Below are 19363 nucleotides of genomic sequence, written 5' to 3' on the forward strand. Positions count from 1 at the left end.
GGAAAACCGCGGCTCAGGCGACGCGAATGAGCTTCTTGTTGACGAACTCGTCGGCCGCGAGCAGACCCATTTCACGCGAGGTGCCAGAGCGCTTGACGCCGCCGAAGGGAAGCTCAGGGCTGTCGGCGAGCACGATGTTGACATAGACCATGCCAGCCTCGATGGCGTCGGCCACCCGCTCGGCCTGCGCCGGATCGGTCGTGAACACGTAGGAGCCGAGCCCGTAGCTTGTCGCGTTGGCCACGGCAACCGCCTCGGCTTCGTCGGCGACGCGATAGACCACTCCCGCGGGACCGAACAGCTCCTCGCGGTAGATGTCGTTGTCGGCCGTGACTCCGGTGAGCACCGTCGCGGGATAGAACGCCCCGTCCCGCTCGCCGCCGAGCTCGACAGTGGCGCCTTGCGCGACGGCACGGTTCACCTGCTCCTCGAGCCGCTCGGCCGCAGCCAGCGACGAGAGCGGACCGATCACCGTGTCATCGGCGAAGGGGTCACCGAGGGGAGCTGCAGCCATGGCCGCCACGAACTTCTCGAGGAACGCGTCGTACAGCTCGTCGATGATGATGAAACGCTTGGGGGCGTTGCAGGACTGCCCGTTGTTGTCGAGCCGCGCCTCGACCGCCATGGCCACGGTCGCGTCGAGATCGTCGGTGGAGAGCACGATGAATGGGTCGGAGCCGCCAAGCTCGAGTGCGACCTTCTTGAGGTTCCGGCCTGCCACCTCGGCGACGGCGGCACCCGCGCGCTCCGAACCGGTGACCGAGACTCCCTGAACACGAGGGTCAGCGATCACCGTCGCTGCCTGCTCGTTGGTCAGGCGCACATCGACGTAGGCACCCTCCGGGAATCCGGCATCCCGATAGATCGCCGCAATCGCCGCTGCGGACTCGGGACACTGGGGTGCGTGCTTGAGCAGGATGGTGTTGCCGATCACCAGGTTCGGGGCGGCGAAACGAGCGACCTGGTAGTACGGGAAGTTCCACGGCATGATGCCCAGCAGCACACCCAGCGGCGATCGGCGGATGACAGCGGTTCCCTCGGCGAGGATGTCGAGGGGTGTGTCACCGGTGATCTTCTCGTAGTTGTCGGCGTAGTACTCGGTGATGTCGGCAGCGAAGTCGACCTCGCCGAGGGCTGCCGACAGCGGCTTGCCCATCTCGCGCACGATGATCTCGGCCAGCTCATCCCGCCGCTCGCGGTGCAGCTGTGCCGCACGCCGCACGAGCTCAGCGCGCTCGGCAGGAGCGGAGGCGCGACCCCAGGTGCGGTAGGCCTCGTCGGCTGCCGCGATCGCAGCTTCGGCCTCGGCATCCGTCATGGTGGGGTAAGTGGCGAGCGTCTCCCCGGTGGCGGGATTGACGACGGCGTAGGTACTCATGGGTCCTCCTCGGTCGGCAGCGAACGGTGGTCGGTTGGTCACGACGATGACAGGACGTGTGCCAACACGTCCAGTGCATCATCGAGCAGGTCATCGCCGATGACCAGGGGCGGCAGGAAGCGGATGACGTTCCCATACGTCCCGCAGGTGAGCATCAATACGCCCTCATCGAGGGCCGCGCGAACCACGCGCGAGGTCAGGGCGGCATCCGGGTCCCCCGTGGCAGGGTCCACGAACTCAACCGCGATCATGGCTCCCTTCCCCCGGATGTCACCGAGGCGCGGGTCGGATGCCTGAATCTCTCGCAGTCGCCGCTCGAGAACCTCACCGATGTGCCGGGCCCGGGCAGGCAGATCCTCGGTCTCGTAGACCTCGATGGCCGCGAGGGCTGCGGCGCAGGTGACGGGATTGCCGCCGTAGGTGCCACCGAGGCCACCGGTGTGCGAGGCATCCATGATCTCTGCCCGCCCGGTGACGGCGGCAAGCGGCAGCCCACCGGCGATCCCCTTGGCCGTCGTGATGAGGTCGGGAACGATGCCGAACAGGTCGCTGGCGAACATCGCACCGGTGCGGGCGAAGCCTGTCTGGATCTCGTCGGCGATCAGGACGACCCCGTTCGCATTCGCCCACTCCTGCAGGGCAGGAAGGAAGCCGTCGGCCGGGACGATGAATCCGCCCTCACCCTGAATCGGCTCGATGATGATCGCCGCGACATCCGTCACCCCGACGTGTTTCTCGATCACGCCGATCGCCCGCTTTGCTGCGGCGGCACCGTCGAGGCCGTCTCGGTACGGGTACGACATCGGTGCCCGGTAGATCTCCGGTGCGAACGGTCCGAATCCTGCCTTGTAGGGCATGTGCTTGGCGGTGAGGGCCATCGTGAGGTTCGTGCGGCCGTGGTACCCGTGATCGAAGGCGACGACGGCCTGGCGCCCCGTGTGCTTGCGGGCGATCTTGACCGCGTTCTCGACGGCCTCAGCACCCGAGTTGAACAGTGCGGTCTTCTTCTCGTGATCGCCCGGAGTGATGCGGTTGAGCGCCTCGGCCACGGCAACGTAGGGCTCGTAGGGCGCCACCATGAAACACGTGTGAGTGAACTGGGCTACCTGCTGTTGCACTGCCGCGACCACGGCGGGGTGCGCGTTGCCGATCGAGGTGACGGCGATTCCGGAGCCGAGGTCCACGATCGAGTTCCCATCGGCATCCAGCAGGATGCCGCCGCCCGCCGCGACGATCGACAGCGGTGCGGTGTGCCCCACGCCCGCCGACACGGCAGCCGCCTTGCGGGTCATGAGCTCCTGCGAGCGCGGTCCCGGAATGGACGTGACGAGGCGCCGCTCCTGCGGGAGGGAGGGGCCGCCGAGCGGGACCGTGAGGCTATCGAGTTGGCTCATGTCGTGAGGATAGCTGGACGATCGATCGCGCGCGACCCGTGCAACTCAAACGTCGGAATCCGTCGTGGATGGCCACTTACGCGACGGCTCCCGTCGTGGGAGAATCATTGCGTGATTAATGGCGGCGTGTCGTGGTGGTGGCGAGACATCGGCGGGACGCCACCGCCGCGTGCACCGCTTCCTGGCGACCTCGCGCTCGATGTCTGCATCGTCGGTGCCGGGTACACCGGACTATGGACGGCGTATTACCTCAAGCAGGCCCAGCCAGACCTGCGCGTCGGTGTGATCGAGCAGAGTTTCGCCGGCTTCGGAGCGTCGGGCCGCAACGGTGGTTGGCTGACGAACTCGGTCACGGGAGGGCGGGAGCACTACGTCGCCCGCTACGGACGGGATGCCGCGATCGCGCAGCAGCGGGCGCTCAACGACACCGTTAGCGAGGTGATCGAGGTCGCACGCCACGAGGGCATCGACGCCGACATCATCAGGGGCGGCGAACTCGAGGTCGCCCGCACCCCCGCGCAGCTCGCCCGGCTTCGGAAGACGGCTGCCGAAGAACTGTCATGGCCGCACACCGACGTGCAAGAACTGGATGCCGCGGCCACGCGAGCGCGTATCGATGTCGCCGGCGCACTGGGCGGGATCTGGCATCCGCACTGCGCACGCATTCACCCCGCGAAGCTCGCGGCGGGACTGGCTATGGCCGTGGAGCGGGCGGGCGTGAGCATCTTCGAGCAGACGACAGCTCGATCGATCGAACCCGGACGCGTCGAGACGGACCGGGGCACGGTCCGCGCAGATGCCGTCATCCGCGCCACCGAAGGCTTCACCGCGAACCTGCGTGGCGAGCACCGCACGTGGCTGCCGATGAACTCGTCGATGATCGTCACCGAGCCGCTGCCTACCGAGGCATGGGACGCGATCGGCTGGTCGGGGCGAGAAACTCTCGGGGATTTCGCCCACGTCTATATGTACGCGCAGCGAACTGCTGACGATCGCATCGCGTTCGGGGGTCGAGGCGTCCCGTATCGGTACGGATCCCGGGTCGATACGAACGGACTGACGCAGGAGCGCACGATCCGCTCTCTCACCGATCTCTTGCACGACTTCTTCCCAGCTACCCGCGGTGTGCCCCTCGCCCATGCGTGGGCCGGTGTGCTCGGCGTGCCGCGCGACTGGTCGGCGACCGTCGGCTTCGACCTGGCGACGGGCCTTGGCTGGGCAGGCGGCTACGTCGGAACTGGCGTGACGGCAACCAATCTCGCCGGACGCACGCTCGCCGACCTGGTGCTGCGCCGTGACACCGATCTCACGCGGCTTCCCTGGGTGGGGCATCGCGCAAAGCGGTGGGAGATCGAACCGCTGCGGTGGACAGCCGTGAACGCCATCTATGCCGCATACCGCGGCGCCGACCGCCTCGAAGCCCGCGGCGGATCACGGACATCTGCTCTGGCGCGGGTGGCCGACCTCATCGCCGGGCGCTGATTCCGCCCGGCTCAGTCGGGTGCGTGAGCCTCGAGGAACTCGTACACATCTGTGGTGTCCACGCCCGGGAACGCCCCGGTGGGGAGCGTGGCGAGCAGCGTGCGCGGGGTGCGCACGTTCGGCCAGGAATGACCGCGCCAGGATGACTCGAGGTCTGCCGGAGCGCGACGGCAGCACACCTCCACCGAGTGCCGGGAGACGCCACGATTGGTGGTCTCGCGCCCGATGAACCATTTGGTGTCGTCGAAGCGCACGCCCACGCTGATCGAATGGAGCCCCTCGGAGGAGGGCTCGACGCGGGCCGTGCACCAGTAGGTCCCGTTACCGGTGTCGGTGTACTGGAAGTACGGATTGAACCGGTCGGGGATATCGAAGACGACGCGGCTCGTCCACTTGCGACAGCACATCTGCCCCTCGATGGAGCCGAACCGGTCGGTCGGGAAGTTCACGTCATCGTTCTCGTAGGCCTTGGTGATGGTGCCCGACTCGTGGACCTTCAGAAAGTGCACCGGAAGCTCAAGATGGACCGTCGCGAGATTCGTGAAGCGGTGAGCGGCAGTCTCGTAGGAGACCGAGTACGCGTCCCGCAGGTCTTCGATTGAGAGGGCGCGGTGAGACTTGGCCTCCTGCAGGAAGGGAACGACGTCGGCCTCCGGCATCAGGAGCGCCCCCGTCAGATAGTTGATCTCCACGCGCTGGCGAAGGAAGTCGCCGTAGCTCGCGGGCTCGTCGTGCCCCAGGATGCGGCTCGCCAACGACTGCAGCACCGCCGTTCGGGCATCCCGCTTACTCGCGATCGTGCTCGACAGATAGAGCCGGCCGTGCTTGAGATCCAGAACGCTGCGGGTGGTGAGGGGCACATCGGAGACGTAATGGATCGTGAACCCGAGGTGGGCGGCGATGTCGGATGCCGTGCGCTGCGTGAGCGGGCCTCCGGTGTGCCCGACGGCGGCAAGCAGGTCGCGGGCGTGAGCCTCGAGGTCGGCGAAGTAGTTCTGCTGGCTGGTCATGAGCCGGCGCAGGGAGAGGTTCGCGCGGCGCGCCACTTCCGGAGTGGCTGCCCGTTCATCTCGCAGTCGCTCGATCTCACCCTGCAGCGCAAGCATCGCCGCGAGAACCTCGTCGGGGAGTGAGCGACCGATGCGGAACGGGGAGATTCCGAGCGCCTGGAAGGTTGGCCCCCGCATCGCCCGCTCGAGGGAGACCTCCATCGTTGCGCGCTCATCCAGCGGCTCTGATTCCAGCAGCGCGTCCAGATTCGTGCCGAGAGCGTGCGCGATGGTGCGCAGCAGGGTGAGCTTGGGCTCTCGCTTTCCGTTCTCGATCATCGACAGCTGGCTCGGGGCACGGTCGACCACCGCCGCCAGGTCGTCGAGGGTCATCCCCCGCTCGGTACGCAACTGGCGGATGCGCCTGCCGATCGTGAGGGTGTCGATGACATCGTCGTCATCCGTTGTGATCCCCGGGAGGGACTCTTCCGGCGCTGTGAGGCTCGTCATGCCGCCGATTCTGTCACAGATACAGAATTTTGCGTGATCTTCACACGGATTCTGGCCAACCAAGCGCTGAAACTTCACCGAGAGTGGGTGCACGACGACCAACCAGGCGTCGATCCACCGGATGACGAAGCCGGCGGATGAGAGACCAGACAGGACGGATGCGCCATGACTGCAACCACGACCCCGATGCCCGCCCGGACGGCTCCCGTGCCGACCTCGAGCGCCGCGGCGGCGCTCGAGGTCGTCGGGCCGATCCGTGACCGCTACGACGAGATCCTGACGCCCGACGCCCTCGCGTTCCTGACCGAGCTGCACTCCCGGTTCTCGGCTCGCCGCCACGACCGCCTGGCCGACCGGATGCGCCGCCGGTTCGAGATCGGCAACGGCCACGACCCGCAGTTCCGTGACGACACCGCGCACATCCGTCACGACGACGAGTGGCGGGTCGCAGGCGCCGGCCCCGGCCTCGAAGACCGGCGCGTCGAGATCACCGGCCCCACCGATCCGAAGATGACGATCAACGCATTGAACTCGGGAGCGAAGGTGTGGCTCGCCGACCAGGAGGACGCCACCAGCCCCACCTGGAAGAACGTGATCGAGGGTCAGCTGAGCCTGTACGACGCGATCCGCGGGCAACTGCGGTACACGAGCCCCGAGGGCAAGAGCTACGAGGTCACCGCCGAGCAGACCCCCACGATCGTGATGCGCCCGCGGGGCTGGCACCTGGTCGAGAAGCACCTGCGCTACACCGACCGCACCGGGCGCACGATGGATGCCTCGGGTTCGCTCGTGGACTTCGGGCTCTACTTCTTCCACAACGCGAAGCAGCTGATCGAGAACGGCGTGGGTCCGTACTTCTACATCGCCAAGCTCGAGTCAGCGGAAGAAGCCAAGCTCTGGGACGACGTGTTCACGTTCAGCGAGCGATACCTCGGCATCGAGCACGGCACGATCCGAGCCACCGTGCTGATCGAGACCCTCCCCGCCGCCTTCGAGATGGAAGAGATCCTCTTCGAGATGCGCGACCACGTGGCCGGCCTGAACGCCGGCCGCTGGGACTACATCTTCTCGATCATCAAGAACTACCGCGGCCGCGGCGCGCGCTTCGTCCTTCCGGACCGGAGCGAGGTAACCATGACGGTGCCCTTCATGCGGGCCTACACCGAGCTGCTCGTGAAGACCTGCCACAAGCGGGGAGCCTTCGCGATCGGAGGCATGAGCGCCTTCATCCCCAACCGCCGCGACCCGGAGGTCACCGAGCGCGCCTTCGAGAAGGTGGCAGCCGACAAGAAGCGCGAGGCCGGCGACGGGTTCGACGGCACGTGGGTTGCCCATCCCGATCTCATCCCCGTCGCACGGGCCGAGTTCGATGCCGTGCTCGGCGACCGGCCGAACCAGCTCGACCGTCAGCGGCCCGACGTGCACGTCAGCGCGGCCCAGCTCATCGATGTCCACATCGGTCGCCCGATCACGGCATCCGGGGTCTACGGCAACGTGTCGGTGGCGATCCGCTACATCGAGGCGTGGTTGCGGGGCCTCGGCGCCGTCGCGATCGACAACCTCATGGAAGATGCCGCAACAGCGGAGATCAGCCGCTCGCAGATCTGGCAGTGGATCCACCAGGACCGCACCACCGACGACGGCACGCCCATCACGCGCGAGTACGTCGAAGGCCTCATCGCACAGGTGCTCGATGAGGTGACTCGCTTCGAGGGCGACCGATTCGACGACGCGGCAGCGATCTTCCGCGAGGTGGCACTCGGGAGCGACTTCCCCGCCTTCCTCACCCTCCCCGCCTATTCGCGCTACTTGGTCGAGACCGACTGACTGCGCCCGAGACCGACGACGAAGGACAAGACATGACCATCTACCAGGACGACATCGCCGCCATCCGCGAGCTCAAGAATCGGCACGGTTCCAGCTGGGATGCCATCAACCCCGAGTCCGTGGCACGGATGCGGGCACAGAACCGGTTCCGCACGGGCCTTGAGATCGCCCAGTACACCGCCGACATCATGCGCCGCGACATGGCAGAGTACGACGCCGACTCCTCGCTGTACACGCAGTCGCTCGGGGTCTGGCACGGCTTCATCGGCCAGCAGAAGCTGATCTCGATCAAGAAGCATCTCAAGAGCACGAACAAGCGCTACCTCTACCTCTCGGGGTGGATGGTCGCGGCGCTGCGCTCCGAGTTCGGGCCGCTGCCTGACCAGTCGATGCACGAGAAGACCGCGGTGCCCGCGCTGATCGAGGAGCTCTACACGTTCCTGCGCCAGGCCGACGCGCGCGAGCTCGATCTGCTGTTCACGAAGCTGGATGCCGCGCGGGCTGCGGGCGACGAGACGGCGACGGAGTTCATCCAGAGCCAGATCGATAACTACGAGACCCACGTGGTGCCGATCATCGCTGACATCGACGCCGGATTCGGTAACCCCGAGGCGACGTACCTGCTGGCCAAGAAGATGATCGAGGCCGGTGCCTGCGCCATCCAGATCGAGAACCAGGTCTCGGACGAGAAGCAGTGCGGTCACCAGGACGGCAAGGTGACGGTTCCCCACGAGGACTTCATCGCCAAGCTCACCGCGGTGCGCTACGCGTTCCTGGAGCTAGGCATCGACAACGGCATCATCGTGGCGCGCACCGACTCGCTCGGCGCAGGGCTCACACAGAAGCTCGCGGTCACGCACGCGCCCGGCGACCTCGGCGACCAGTACAACGCGTTCCTCGACGTCGAGGAGATCTCGGATGCCGACCTCGGCAACGGGGACGTCGTCATCAAGCGGGATGGCAAGCTCCTGCGTCCCAAGCGCCTGGCGAGCAACCTCTACCAGTTCCGCCCCGGGACGGGTGAGGCCCGCTGCGTGCTGGACTGCATCACGTCGCTGCGAAACGGCGCAGACCTGCTGTGGATCGAAACCGAGAAGCCCCACGTCGAGCAGATCGCGGGCATGGTGGATGCGATCCGCGAGGAGATCCCGAACGCGAAGCTGGTCTACAACAACAGCCCCTCGTTCAACTGGACGCTGAACTTCCGTCAGCAGGCCTACGACACCCTCGCCGCGGAAGGGAAGGATGTCTCGGCCTACGATCGGGCGGAGCTCATGAGCGTCGAGTACGACGACACCGAGCTCGGCCGGCTGGCCGACGAGAAGATCCGTACGTTCCAGCGGGATGGGTCGGCACGGGCCGGAATCTTCCATCACCTCATCACCCTGCCGACCTACCACACAGCGGCCCTGTCGACCGATGATCTCTCGAAGGGATACTTCGGCGACGACGGGATGCTCGCCTACGTGCGGGGCGTGCAGCGCCGCGAGATCCGCGAGGGCATCGCGACCGTCAAGCACCAGAACATGGCAGGAAGCGACATCGGCGACAACCACAAGGAGTACTTCGCCGGCGACGCTGCCCTCAAAGCGGGTGGGCAGCACAACACGATGAACCAGTTCAGCTGATCATCGAGAAGACACGGATGCCTCGGACGACGCCGTCCGAGGCATCCGTCGTTCGCGGGGCGCCGTCCCGTTCAGGAGACGCCGCGAGCGCAGTCCGCGCAGGTGCCCACGAGCGAGCTCTGCGCGGGCTCGAGCGCGAAGCCGTTCGCGTTCCGGGCCGATCGGGCGGCCGAGGCAAGCAGATCGGCTGGCAGCGCGACGACGACCCCGCACGAGCGGCAGACCCCGTGAAGGTGCGCGTGCCGGTCTTCCCCGGTGGCGAGGTGATAGCCGGTCGAACCCTGCCCAACCGGACGCGTGGTGACCACCCCCAGGCTGTCGAGCATCTCGAGCGTGCGGTAGACCGTAGCCCGATGGATGCCGAGGTCAGCGACAGCACCCGCGATCTGCTCCGCCGTGCGGTGCTCATGCTCGGCCGCGAGCACACCGATGACGGCGCGACGTGCTGCCGTGATGCGCTCGCCACGCTCGGAGAGCTGCGCCAGCGCGGCGTCGGCAAGGCTCACGGGAGCCTCCGCGTGGAGGTGCTCGTGGTCGTGTGGCGCACCCATTCGGCAATCGTGGCACACGCCCCTCCGAATGGCGGCACGGCGGAGATTTCGACTCTTGTGTAATGCGACTGAGTCGCAATAGTGTGAGCGCAATCCCAGACCGCATGGTCACCCGAGGAGGGCCGATGCACGTACCTGATGGATTCCTCAGCGTGCCGGTCTCGATTGCGACGGGGGTCGTAGCGGCCGGAGCTATCGGCCTGGCGATCAAGAACTCACGCGCCGAGATGGCCGATGACCGCAAGGCCCCGATGGTGGGAATCGTCGCCACGGTGATCTTCGCCACACAGATGATCAACTTCCCCGTGGGCGCGGGAACGAGCGGCCACCTGTTGGGCGGTGCGCTGGCGGCCGTGCTGCTGGGTCCGTGGACAGCGGTGCTCGCGTTGAGTGCCGTGTTCATCGTCCAGGCCCTTCTGTTCGCCGACGGCGGGCTGACGGCCCTCGGGACCAACATCACGCTGATGGGGCTGGTGACGATCACCGTCGGCTGGTGGGTGTTCCGGGGCCTTGTCCGCCTGCTGCCTGCACGCCGATGGGCCATCGCGGTGGCCGCAGGTATCGGTGGCCTGCTCTCTGTCCCCGCGTCGGCAATCGCGTTCGTCGGCCTGTTCGCGATCGGCGGTCAGGTGGCAGTGCCGATCGAGGCAGTCTTTGCTGCGATGGTCGGCTGGCACGCTCTCATCGGGATCGGCGAGGCGATCATCACCGGACTCATCGTCGCCGCCGTACTCGCTACTCGTCCAGACCTCGTCTACGGAGCGCGCTTCCAGCGATCCGGAGCGACCCCGACCCGAGAGGCGGCACTGGTATGAGCACCTCCTCCGCCCCCTCAGGGCGCCGGATCTCCACACGCACCTTCACTCTCTGGGCTCTGGGCATCGCGCTGGTGATCGCGACGGTCGTCAGCATCTGGGCCTCATCAAACCCCGACGGGCTGGAGTTCGTCGCGGAGGCCGTCGGCTTCAGCAGCGCCGCGCAAGACAGTGCGACGGCGGGCTCACCCTTGGCCGACTACACAGTGGCCGGACTCGACGGGAACTGGCTGTCGATCCTCATCGTCGGTGTCGTCGGATGCGGCATCACCTTCGCTCTGGCGTGGCTTCTCGGCCGTCTCGCACGGCGCGGCTGACACAGTGCGCCGGATAAGGGCGATGCGGTGAGCACGCTGGACTGGGGGCATCGCGAGGGAACCTCCCTCCTGCACCGCGCCCCCGCACGGACGAAGTTAGTCGGGACGGTGGCCTTCGCCGCTGTCGTGGTCGCCACTCCCCGTGACTGGTTCCTCGCCTTCGCGGTGTACGCGCTGGTGGTGGTCTCAGCGCTGGTCATCGCGCGTGTCCCACCCCGGATCGTGGCACGACGGATGACGATCGAGCTGCCTTTCGTCGTGTTCGCCCTCCTCCTCCCGTTCATCGCGACAGGGCCGACGATCGAGGTCGGTCCCCTGACGCTCGCTGTGGAAGGGCTCTGGGGCGCATGGGCGCTCCTGGCCAAGGCGACCCTCGCCGTGGGCGCCGCGACCGTGCTCATCTCGACCACCGAGCCGCGGCGGATGGTGCAGGCGCTGGGTCAGCTCCGCCTCCCCGCGGTCCTCACCTCGATCATCGGCTTCATGATCCGCTACCTGGATCTCATCGTCGAGGAGACCCGGCGGATGCGCATCGCTCGCGAATCGCGGGGGTTCCGCGCTCGGGGCCTCGCGGCGTGGCGGATCATCGCGCAGGCCGCGGGAGCGGTCATCGTGCGCTCCCATGCCCGCGGCGAGCGCGTCCATCTCGCGATGCTCTCGCGGGGTGGAGTCGGATGAGTTCGGCATCCGTATCGGTGCGGGGGGTCGGTTTCTCCTACCCGTCCGGCACTGCCGTGCTGCACAGCATCGACCTCGAGATCGCCGCCGGCGAGCGGGTGGCGGTGCTCGGGCCGAACGGAGCGGGCAAGACGACGCTCATGCTCCATCTGAACGGCATACACCTTCCCGATCGCGGAGTCGTGGAGATCGGCGGCACACCGGTGGGCCGAGGGTCGCTGCCCGAGATCCGCCGCCGAGTGGGCGTCGTCTTCCAAGACCCCGACGACCAGCTCTTCCTCCCGACAATCGGGGAGGATGTCGCATTCGGTCCCGGAAACTACGGCGTGCGCGGGCCGGAGCTGGAGTCGCGGGTCACCGAGGCTCTGACCCGGGTTGGACTCGAGCACCATCGAGACACGGCGCCCGGTCGGCTGTCGCTTGGCCAGCGACGCCGCGCGGCTATTGCGACGATCCTGTCGATGGATGTGGAGGTCATCGTGCTCGACGAGCCGACCTCCAACCTCGACCCTGCCGCCCGTCGAGATTTGTCCGCGACCCTCGGTGCACTCGACGCCACGATCATCGTGGTGACCCACGACCTGCCCTACGCCCTCGAGCTCTGCCCTCGGTCGGTGATCCTCGACGAAGGTCGAATCGTCGCCGACGGCACGACAACCGACATCCTCTCCGACGCCGACCTGCTGAGCGCGCACGGCCTCGAGCTCCCGTGGGGGTTCGATCCGCGAGCGCCCCGTCCACCCCGTACCGGCGCGACCGGCCACGGCTCGGCGCCAGATCAGGTCAGGATGCCGCGAGCCGAGCGTTGACCCGCGCGAGCTGGGCACTCACGCGAGCCTCGAGTCCCCCGGCGGTGTCGCCGTCGATGACCTCGGCCACCGCACCCCAATGGATGGCAACCTTCTCGCCGGCCGTCGCGGTGTCGCCGAAGGGGACTGTGACGTCCCGCTCGGCGTTCGCATCGTCGGAGTCATCGAGCGCGAGAACGCCCTCGCGATAGACCAGTCGCGGTCCGCGCACGCGCCAGCGTGTGGCATCCGCGTGCATGACCGTGGCAGGCAGGATCGCGCACGACTCCAACACCTCGACGGGCTCGGGCCGACCGGTGCTGAGCAACCGCGTCCAGGGGTACACCCCGAAGACGTGAAAGGCGTGATGGGGAGCCGCTTCGGCGGCCAGAGACTCGTCAAGGTATGCCCAGTACGACCCGGCGCGCGGACCGATGATCGCCAGCAACTCACGCCAGAAGACGGCGGGATCGATGGCGTCGCCCTCGACAGAACCTGTCCAGTACGCCCGCACCGCCCGCTCATCGAGCGGATCGCACGCGAGAAGGCGCCCGATGACCGTCAGATACGGCCACGCGCCCGAGAAGCGGGTAGCCGCCCCCCGGACGTCCACCCCAGCGCCCTCACCGCTCGCCACCTCCGCGAGCAGGGGTGCGCCATCGGGGCCGCAGTAGCCCTTCTCGTTCGGGTGGTACGCGTAGCGCGCGAACAGTCGCTCCCCGTGCGGTCTCGAGTCGGCGCTCACACGCGGGCCACGGCCTGGGCCGCCTCCCGGTGGAGCCGACCGAAGTTGTAGTACGCGGCGCATGCGCCTTCGGGCGAGACCATGCACGTACCGATCGGGGTCTCGGGGGTGCACGCGGTGCCGAACACCTTGCACTCCCACGGCTTGATCACACCCCGCAGGACGCTGCCACATTCGCACGCTGGCGGGTCCTCGACCCGCACGCCGGGCAGCGCGAACTTCTTCTCGGCGTCGAATCGTTCGTAGTCGGGGTGGATGCCGTACCCAGACCGTGGGATGTAGCCGAGGCCCCGCCACTCGAACGTGTCGCGCACCGCGAAGACCTGCTGCATGAGCGCCAGCGCGGCAGGGTTCCCTTCGCGCCGCACCACCCGCGCGTACTGGTTCTCGACTTCGCAGCGGCCGTCCTCGAATTGCGCCAGCAGCATCTCGACAGACTGCAGGATGTCGAGCGGCTCGAACCCGGTCACCACGATGGGAAGTCCATACTCGGCGGGGATGAAGTCGTAGACCGTCGTCCCCACCACCGTCGAGACGTGTCCGGGACCGATGAAACCGTCGAGGTCGAGGTCGTCGGCATCCAGGATCGCGCGCAGCGGCGGTTCGATCAGGACGTGATTGCAGAAGATCGAGAAGTTCTTGATCGCGAGCGCTGCAGCACGAGCGATCGTCACCGCCGTCGACGGTGCGGTCGTCTCGAAACCTACCGCGAAGAACACGACCTCTTTGTCGGGGTTGTCGATGGCGATCTTCAGGGCATCCAGCGGCGAGTACACGAAGCGGACGTCGGCACCCGCTGCCTGCGCCTGCAGGAGGCTGCCCTCGGTGCCGGGAACGCGCATCATGTCGCCGAAGGTCGTGAAGATCACTCCGGGCCGATGCGCGAGCCACACCGCGTCGTCGACGCGTCCCATCGGGATGACGCACACCGGGCATCCGGGACCGTGCACGAGTTGCACGGCCTCGGGAAGAAGGTGCTCGAGCCCGTGCCGATAGATCGTATGGGTGTGACCGCCGCACACCTCCATGAACGACAGCGTGCGACCGAGGCGCTGCGTCTGCGCCTCGATGACACCGAGCAGCGAGCGGGCCGCAGCGGGGTCGCGGAACTCATCGACGAAACGCATCAGACGATCTCCGTTTCCATGAAGGCCTCGAGCTCTTCGTCGTATGTTCGCCCGAGCTTTCGGATCTGGTCGAGGGTGACATCCGCCTCGCGCTCGTCGATCTTGCTCATCGCGAAGCCGACGTGAACCAGCACCCAGTCCCCGACTCCGACATGCTCGTCGGCAAGCAACCGCGTGGAGATGACGCGGCGAACACCACTGACCTCGACCGACGCGAGGTGTTCGTCGGCATCGACGACCTCGACGATCTCACCGGGGATTCCGAGACACATGACTGACCTCTCTTTCAGCAGATCCGGGGAAGGGGGTCGCCCACGAGCATGTCGACGATGCGGGTGCCACCGAAGGCGTTGCGCACCGCCACGATGTCGGAGGGACTCGCGACAACTTCGCCGATGATGGCGGCACTGTCGCCGCCGGGAAGTGCCCGTAGGGCAGCGAGCCCGGCATCCGCGACATCGGCGGGAACGACCGCGGCGAACATCCCCTCGTTGGCGACGTAGAGGGGATCGATCCCGAGCATGTCGCACGCGCCGCGAACCACCGGCGCCACCGGCAGGGCTTCGTCGTCGACGATCACTCCGCACCCGGATGCCTGTACGAGCTCGTTGAGCACGGTGCCAAGGCCCCCACGGGTGGCGTCTCTCATCCAGCGGGTCTGCGGCGCGGCATCCAGCAGAGCCTCGACGAGTCCGTTCACGGCACGGGAGTCGGACGAGATCTCGGCGTCGATCGCGAGGTTGCCCCGCGCGAGCATGACGGCCATTCCGTGGGCGCCGATGGCACCTGACACGAGGATGCGATCGCCCGGTTCGACGAGGTCGGCTCCGAGTCGGCGACCTTCGGGGAGCACCCCCACCCCGGCTGTCGTGATGAAGAGCTTGTCGGCAGCGCCCCGGGGGACGACCTTGGTGTCGCCCGCGACGATCGCCACGCCCGCCGCGTCGGCTGCAGCCCGCATGTCGGCGGCGATCTCGCGGAGTGTCTGGACAGGAAGCCCCTCTTCGATGACGAAAGCCGCGGTGAGTGCGGTGGGCACCGCACCGCTGACGGCGAGGTCGTTGACGGTGCCGTTGACGGCAAGGTCGCCGATGCTCCCGCCGGGGAAGCGGATCGGGTTGACAACGTACGAGTCGGTGGTCATCGCGATGCGTCCCGCCGGCCGGTCCAGGACTGCAGCGTCGCCCGGGTCGCCCGGCGTGGGAGAGCCGAATGCTTCGAAGAAGACGGCGTCCACGAGCGCCGCAGAGGCCTTCCCCCCTGCTCCGTGCGCCAGGGTGATCACCTCGTCGATCAGCCGCGGGCGGCGCCGGCGGAATGCTTCGATGCGGGCGAGGACCTCGTCCTCCGACTCATTGAGCCGGTTCTTTCCGCGCCGGACAGTGTCGGCTGCGGCGGAATCGGTGGTCATGACATCACCTCCGCGGCGATCGGGACGGGCACCTCGGGCGGCAGCGGCACCGAAGCGATCGCCATCCCGGCGTGGATGAGCACGAGGTCGCCCGGCCTGACGTGTCCGAGGATCGTGACATCGACATCCTCCTCGCCGTCCGCAGTACGTACGCGCGCCGGAGCAAACAGGACGGGTGGAGCCGCGAGGACCTCTCCGAGTCGACCTTCGTCGCTGCAAGTAATACAGACCTCGTCCGTGCACTCCACGATGGCCGGCTGCAGCGCGGCGGGGTCTGCTCGCAGGTCGTCGGCGAGGGTGAGGATGCCGGGCACGACGACCTCAGGATCGCCGGCGACACACACGGTGGCCACGCCATCGGCAGGACGCTGCGCATCCCCTACCCAGATCCCCGCGACTCCCCATGCTGGAAGTCGGGCCAAGAGCTGGTCCCGGTCGGCGAAGGCGCCCACGATGATCGCGGCGTCGCCCGATCGCGCGGTGGCTCGCAGAATCTCGACCGCGTCGGCCTGCCCCACCTCCCGGACACCGGAGAGCGCTGAAGAGTCCACGCCGATGACGTGCACAGCGCCACCGAGCACCTGGGCGCGGGCCACGTGGACGGCGGCGATCCGCAGGTCGCTTGCAGGCGCGGCGCTCACAGCCCGATCCTCGCGTCGTGGGCAATCGCACCGTCGGCATTGACGACACCGGCATCCTGCATCGCGCTCATCACCTGGGTGACCTGATCGGCCGGAACGCGGGTGAGCGCAAAGCCGGCGTGCACGATGACGTAGTCGCCGACCTGGAGGTCGGGGAGGAAGTTGAGCTTGGCCGTTTTGGTCTCGCCGGCGAAGTCGATCTCGGCGACGATCGCGCCGTCGGGCTCGACCCAGCGGTCGGTGATCCTGCCCGGAATCGCAAGGCACATCGGGCTCACTCCCCTCTGCCGGACGAGCCGGCAAGCATCAGGTGTCCGGCGAGGGCCTGCCCGAGGCTCAGGCCGCCGTCCCCGGCGGGAACCCGACGGTGGAGCATCATCGGGACCCCGTCGCGGGACAGTCTAGATCCGACCTCGTTCAGCAGCACGCGGTTTTGTGCGACGCCGCCGGTGATGCCCGCAACGTCGGCGCGGCCAGAGCTGACGAGGTCGGTGAGCGCGGTGGCGATCCAGGCAGCGACGCCGTCGTGGAACCTCCGCGCCAGACACGCGACCGGTTGTCCCGCACGCATCCGCTCAACGATGTCGGCGACCATCGCGGGCAGATCGGCTGCGGCATCCGGGTGCCCGCCGTGCTCGCAGGCGCCCGCAGCTGCCTCGAGCTCCATCGCCGCCTGGGCTTCGTAGGTGATGCGATGACGGATGCCGAGAATCGCCGCGACGGCGTCGAAGACCCGCCCGAGACTTGAGGTCGCGATCACGCCGACGGGCTCCGCGGAATCCAGCTGTGCATGCACGAGAGCCAGTTCCGCGGGTGGAGCATCGGCGGCGACGGGGATGCCGGTGTCATCGATGCCCCAGTCGCGCAGCAGCCCGACTGCGACGCGCCAGGGTCTGCGGGCAGCGGTGTCCCCACCGACCAACCGGAAGCGTGGGACGTGCGCGACGCGCTCGTATTCGAGCGGGTCGGCCCCGACGAGCAGGATCTCGCCACCCCAAATGGTGGAGTCCTCACCCCACCCGGTGCCGTCGACGGCGGCCACCGCGACCCGGGTGCCGAGCGCGCCGTGTTCGGCGACAAGACTCAGGGCGTGCGCGTGGTGGTGCTGGACCTGCACGAGAGAGATCCCGGTCCGATCCGCATGCCGCTGCGCCCACCGCGTTGTCGCGTAATCGGGGTGCAGATCGGCGACCAGAAGAGCCGGCGAACTGCGATGCAGCGCCTCGAACTGTGCGACGCCCCGCTCGAAAGCATCCTGGCACGCGAGCGAACCCATGTCTCCGACGTGGGGCGACAGGAACGCCCGGTCATCGCGCACGATCGCGAACGTGTTCTTGAGTTCGCCTCCGACAGCGAGGACCACGCCACCGCCGGACGAGGCTGAGAGACGGATCGGTAGCGGCGCGTACCCGCGGCTCCGACGAATCGGAATCAGGTCGCCGCCTGCGCCACCGGCGAGCAGGACCGAATCCTCGACGGGAACGTGGATACCTCGGTCGTTCGTGAGGAAGAGGTCGGCGATCCCGCCGAGCAGCTCGAAAGCGTCGTCCTCGCGGAAGCACAGCGGGTCACCTGACACGTTGCCGCTGGTTGCCACCACGACGTCTGTCGGATTCAGCAGGATCTCATGCACCGCGGCGGAGGGGAGCATGATGCCTATCCGCGACAGCCCGGGAGCCACGGACGGCGCGAGATCGGCATCCGTCGCTGCATCGGCGATGACAATGGGACGGGCAGGCCCCGTCATCTCGCGGGCCGCGGCCGCGTCGAGGTGCGCGATGCGCGATGCCTCCTCGATCGAACCGGCCATCACCGCGAAGGGCTTGTCGGGACGGCGCTTACGCTCCCGCAACCGGCGGACGGCAGCGTCGCTGCGGGCATCGCACATCAAGGTGTAGCCGCCGAGGCCTTTGACCGCCACGATGCGCCCGTCCCCGAGAGCACGTCGCGCGGCGGCGAGCGCCTCCGTTCCGGTACTCACGGGACTCCCAGCGGCATCCGTCAGCGCGAGAGTAGGTCCGCAGTCGAAGCAGCTGATCGGTTGGGCGTGGTAGCGCCGATCGAGGGGATCCTCATACTCGGCGCGGCAGGCTGCGCACATCGGAAAGACCGACATGGTCGTCAGCGGCCTGTCGTAGGGGAGGTCACGGATGATGCTCAGCCGTGGTCCGCAGTTCGTGCAGGTGATGAAGGGGTAGCCGAAGCGCCTGTCATCCGGGTCTCGAAGCTCGCGGCGGCAGTCGTCACAGCATCCGACGTCGGGCGGGATGAGGGTGCGCACGCCGTCCGCACGGCGGCTCTCGACGATCCGGAAGTCGGCCTCCCCCGGGATGGTGTCGCGATCCGCGGTGGTCATTTCGTCGATGACAGCGAGGACTGGCGCATGCTCACGCACCTCGCGCAGAAAGTTTGCGACGGCGGCGGCAGTCCCCTGCGCCTCGATGAAGACGCTCTCGTCGTCGTTGCCGCACCATCCGGTCACGCCGTGCGCGGCAGCGATTCGCGAAACGTGCGGGCGAAACCCGACACCCTGCACGACACCGCGCACCGTCGCGGCTACGCGGACGCTGGGCACGACGACAGCGCGCAGGCGCGCCGTGTCAGTGCCCGCCGCAGCCACAGCCCTCGGGGCCGCATGCGCCGGCCCCGGTCCCGCAGGCACCCGTCGGGGCGGCGCTCGGCCCGCGCAACAGCGATTCGAGACTCACGAACGCTACGGGACGAGCGCTCGCCGTCGGCGCCGGCGCCGTCGCCTCGGCGGTGGCTGCGGGGTCCGGCATCCGGATGATTCCGTGCATGCCCAGCAGCATCCGCACTGCCGGATCGTCGACGAGGTCAAAGAGGAGCTCCTTGCCACGTGGGTCTTCCCGCAGAGCCCGCACGATCGTGGTGAGCGCCTCCTTTGAGAGAGCGTCAAGGGCCAGCGCGAACTCTTCAGCCACGGCACGACTGTCGGGATCGAGCCGGCTGATGGCAGCGACAGCCGCATCCAGTCTCGAGGCAGTCGTTTCGAGGGTTGCAGCCTCTGGAGTGTCAGTGTCTCGCGTGTGAGTGTCGAGCATCGTCATCGGATACCTCCCCA

Annotated in this window: 19 protein-coding genes; 7 read left to right on the forward strand and 12 right to left on the reverse strand. The window is 67.7% G+C overall.

The window, feature by feature from the left end; translation table 11 throughout:
- Positions 1–13: 13 nt before the first annotated feature.
- Both AADH62_RS13375 and gabT read right to left on the reverse strand, forming a co-directional pair.
- Positions 14–1378 (reverse strand): aldehyde dehydrogenase family protein, encoded by a 1365-nt coding sequence (locus AADH62_RS13375; protein WP_341579910.1) that lies wholly within the window; start codon positions 1376–1378, stop codon positions 14–16.
- Positions 1379–1416: 38 nt separating this feature from the next.
- Complete coding sequence (gabT, locus tag AADH62_RS13380; protein ID WP_341579911.1) at positions 1417–2772, reverse strand: 4-aminobutyrate--2-oxoglutarate transaminase; 1356 nt, start codon at positions 2770–2772, stop codon at positions 1417–1419.
- Positions 2773–2883: 111 nt separating this feature from the next.
- Here gabT and AADH62_RS13385 point away from each other — a divergent pair, with 111 nt between their 5' ends.
- Positions 2884–4254, forward strand: coding sequence for an FAD-dependent oxidoreductase (locus AADH62_RS13385; protein WP_341579912.1), 1371 nt, complete (start codon positions 2884–2886; stop codon positions 4252–4254).
- Positions 4255–4265: 11 nt separating this feature from the next.
- Here AADH62_RS13385 and AADH62_RS13390 read toward each other — a convergent pair whose 3' ends face one another.
- Entirely contained in the window at positions 4266–5753 is a 1488-nt protein-coding gene (locus AADH62_RS13390) for a helix-turn-helix domain-containing protein (protein ID WP_341579913.1), read from the reverse strand.
- 165 nt (positions 5754–5918) lie between these two features.
- Between AADH62_RS13390 and aceB the strand changes: the two genes are divergently transcribed.
- Both aceB and AADH62_RS13400 read left to right on the forward strand, forming a co-directional pair.
- Positions 5919–7580: a malate synthase A gene (aceB, locus tag AADH62_RS13395; protein WP_425355695.1), complete on the forward strand. Its 1662-nt coding sequence runs from the start codon at positions 5919–5921 to the stop codon at positions 7578–7580.
- A gap of 32 nt (positions 7581–7612) precedes the next feature.
- Positions 7613–9208, forward strand: coding sequence for an isocitrate lyase (locus AADH62_RS13400; RefSeq protein ID WP_341579914.1), 1596 nt, complete (start codon positions 7613–7615; stop codon positions 9206–9208).
- 71 nt (positions 9209–9279) lie between these two features.
- Here AADH62_RS13400 and AADH62_RS13405 read toward each other — a convergent pair whose 3' ends face one another.
- Entirely contained in the window at positions 9280–9759 is a 480-nt protein-coding gene (locus AADH62_RS13405; RefSeq protein WP_292710046.1) for a Fur family transcriptional regulator, read from the reverse strand.
- 125 nt (positions 9760–9884) lie between these two features.
- On the opposite strand from AADH62_RS13405, the gene AADH62_RS13410 reads away from it, so the two are divergent.
- From AADH62_RS13410 to AADH62_RS13425, 4 genes are read left to right on the forward strand one after another with little or no spacing between them, the layout of a single operon-like run.
- Positions 9885–10574 (forward strand): energy-coupling factor ABC transporter permease, encoded by a 690-nt coding sequence (locus AADH62_RS13410; RefSeq protein ID WP_341579915.1) that lies wholly within the window; start codon positions 9885–9887, stop codon positions 10572–10574.
- Positions 10571–10891 carry a PDGLE domain-containing protein gene (locus tag AADH62_RS13415; RefSeq protein ID WP_292710042.1) on the forward strand — a complete coding sequence of 107 codons (321 nt, stop codon included), beginning with the start codon at positions 10571–10573 and terminating at the stop codon, positions 10889–10891. Before AADH62_RS13410 ends, AADH62_RS13415 begins: the two co-directional genes overlap by 4 nt.
- Positions 10892–10918: 27 nt before the next feature.
- Entirely contained in the window at positions 10919–11569 is a 651-nt protein-coding gene (cbiQ, locus tag AADH62_RS13420; protein ID WP_341579916.1) for a cobalt ECF transporter T component CbiQ, read from the forward strand.
- On the forward strand, positions 11566–12378 hold the full coding sequence (locus AADH62_RS13425) for an ABC transporter ATP-binding protein (protein ID WP_341579917.1): 813 nt from the start codon (positions 11566–11568) through the stop codon (positions 12376–12378). Before cbiQ ends, AADH62_RS13425 begins: the two co-directional genes overlap by 4 nt.
- Here the strand turns inward: AADH62_RS13425 and AADH62_RS13430 are convergent.
- The 8 genes from AADH62_RS13430 to AADH62_RS13465 are packed head-to-tail and all read right to left on the reverse strand — an operon-like array spanning position 12353 to position 19349.
- Positions 12353–13102, reverse strand: a complete 750-nt coding sequence (locus AADH62_RS13430) for a DUF6390 family protein (protein WP_341579918.1) — start codon at positions 13100–13102, stop codon at positions 12353–12355. The two genes, AADH62_RS13425 and AADH62_RS13430, sit on opposite strands and share 26 nt — an antisense overlap.
- The gene (gene hypD / locus AADH62_RS13435; protein ID WP_341579919.1) at positions 13099–14229 is read right to left on the reverse strand and encodes a hydrogenase formation protein HypD; all 1131 of its coding nucleotides are present in this window, start codon (positions 14227–14229) and stop codon (positions 13099–13101) included. Before hypD ends, AADH62_RS13430 begins: the two co-directional genes overlap by 4 nt.
- Positions 14229–14501, reverse strand: a complete 273-nt coding sequence (locus AADH62_RS13440) for a HypC/HybG/HupF family hydrogenase formation chaperone (RefSeq protein ID WP_341579920.1) — start codon at positions 14499–14501, stop codon at positions 14229–14231. The genes hypD and AADH62_RS13440 overlap by 1 nt, the downstream gene beginning before the upstream one ends.
- 14 nt (positions 14502–14515) lie before the next feature.
- Positions 14516–15640 carry a hydrogenase expression/formation protein HypE gene (gene hypE / locus AADH62_RS13445; RefSeq protein ID WP_341579921.1) on the reverse strand — a complete coding sequence of 375 codons (1125 nt, stop codon included), beginning with the start codon at positions 15638–15640 and terminating at the stop codon, positions 14516–14518.
- Complete coding sequence (locus AADH62_RS13450; RefSeq protein WP_341579922.1) at positions 15637–16281, reverse strand: hypothetical protein; 645 nt, start codon at positions 16279–16281, stop codon at positions 15637–15639. The genes hypE and AADH62_RS13450 overlap by 4 nt, the downstream gene beginning before the upstream one ends.
- Positions 16278–16550 (reverse strand): HypC/HybG/HupF family hydrogenase formation chaperone, encoded by a 273-nt coding sequence (locus AADH62_RS13455; protein WP_341579923.1) that lies wholly within the window; start codon positions 16548–16550, stop codon positions 16278–16280. The genes AADH62_RS13450 and AADH62_RS13455 overlap by 4 nt, the downstream gene beginning before the upstream one ends.
- Before the next feature lie 5 nt (positions 16551–16555).
- Positions 16556–18856, reverse strand: coding sequence for a carbamoyltransferase HypF (gene hypF, locus AADH62_RS13460; RefSeq protein WP_341579924.1), 2301 nt, complete (start codon positions 18854–18856; stop codon positions 16556–16558).
- 25 nt (positions 18857–18881) lie between these two features.
- Complete coding sequence (locus tag AADH62_RS13465) at positions 18882–19349, reverse strand: hypothetical protein (protein WP_341579925.1); 468 nt, start codon at positions 19347–19349, stop codon at positions 18882–18884.
- Between the last annotated feature and the right edge of the window lie 14 nt (positions 19350–19363).

It is taken from the genome of Microbacterium schleiferi (assembly GCF_038150145.1).
In the GTDB taxonomy this organism is placed as follows: Bacteria; Actinomycetota; Actinomycetes; order Actinomycetales; family Microbacteriaceae; genus Microbacterium; species Microbacterium schleiferi_B.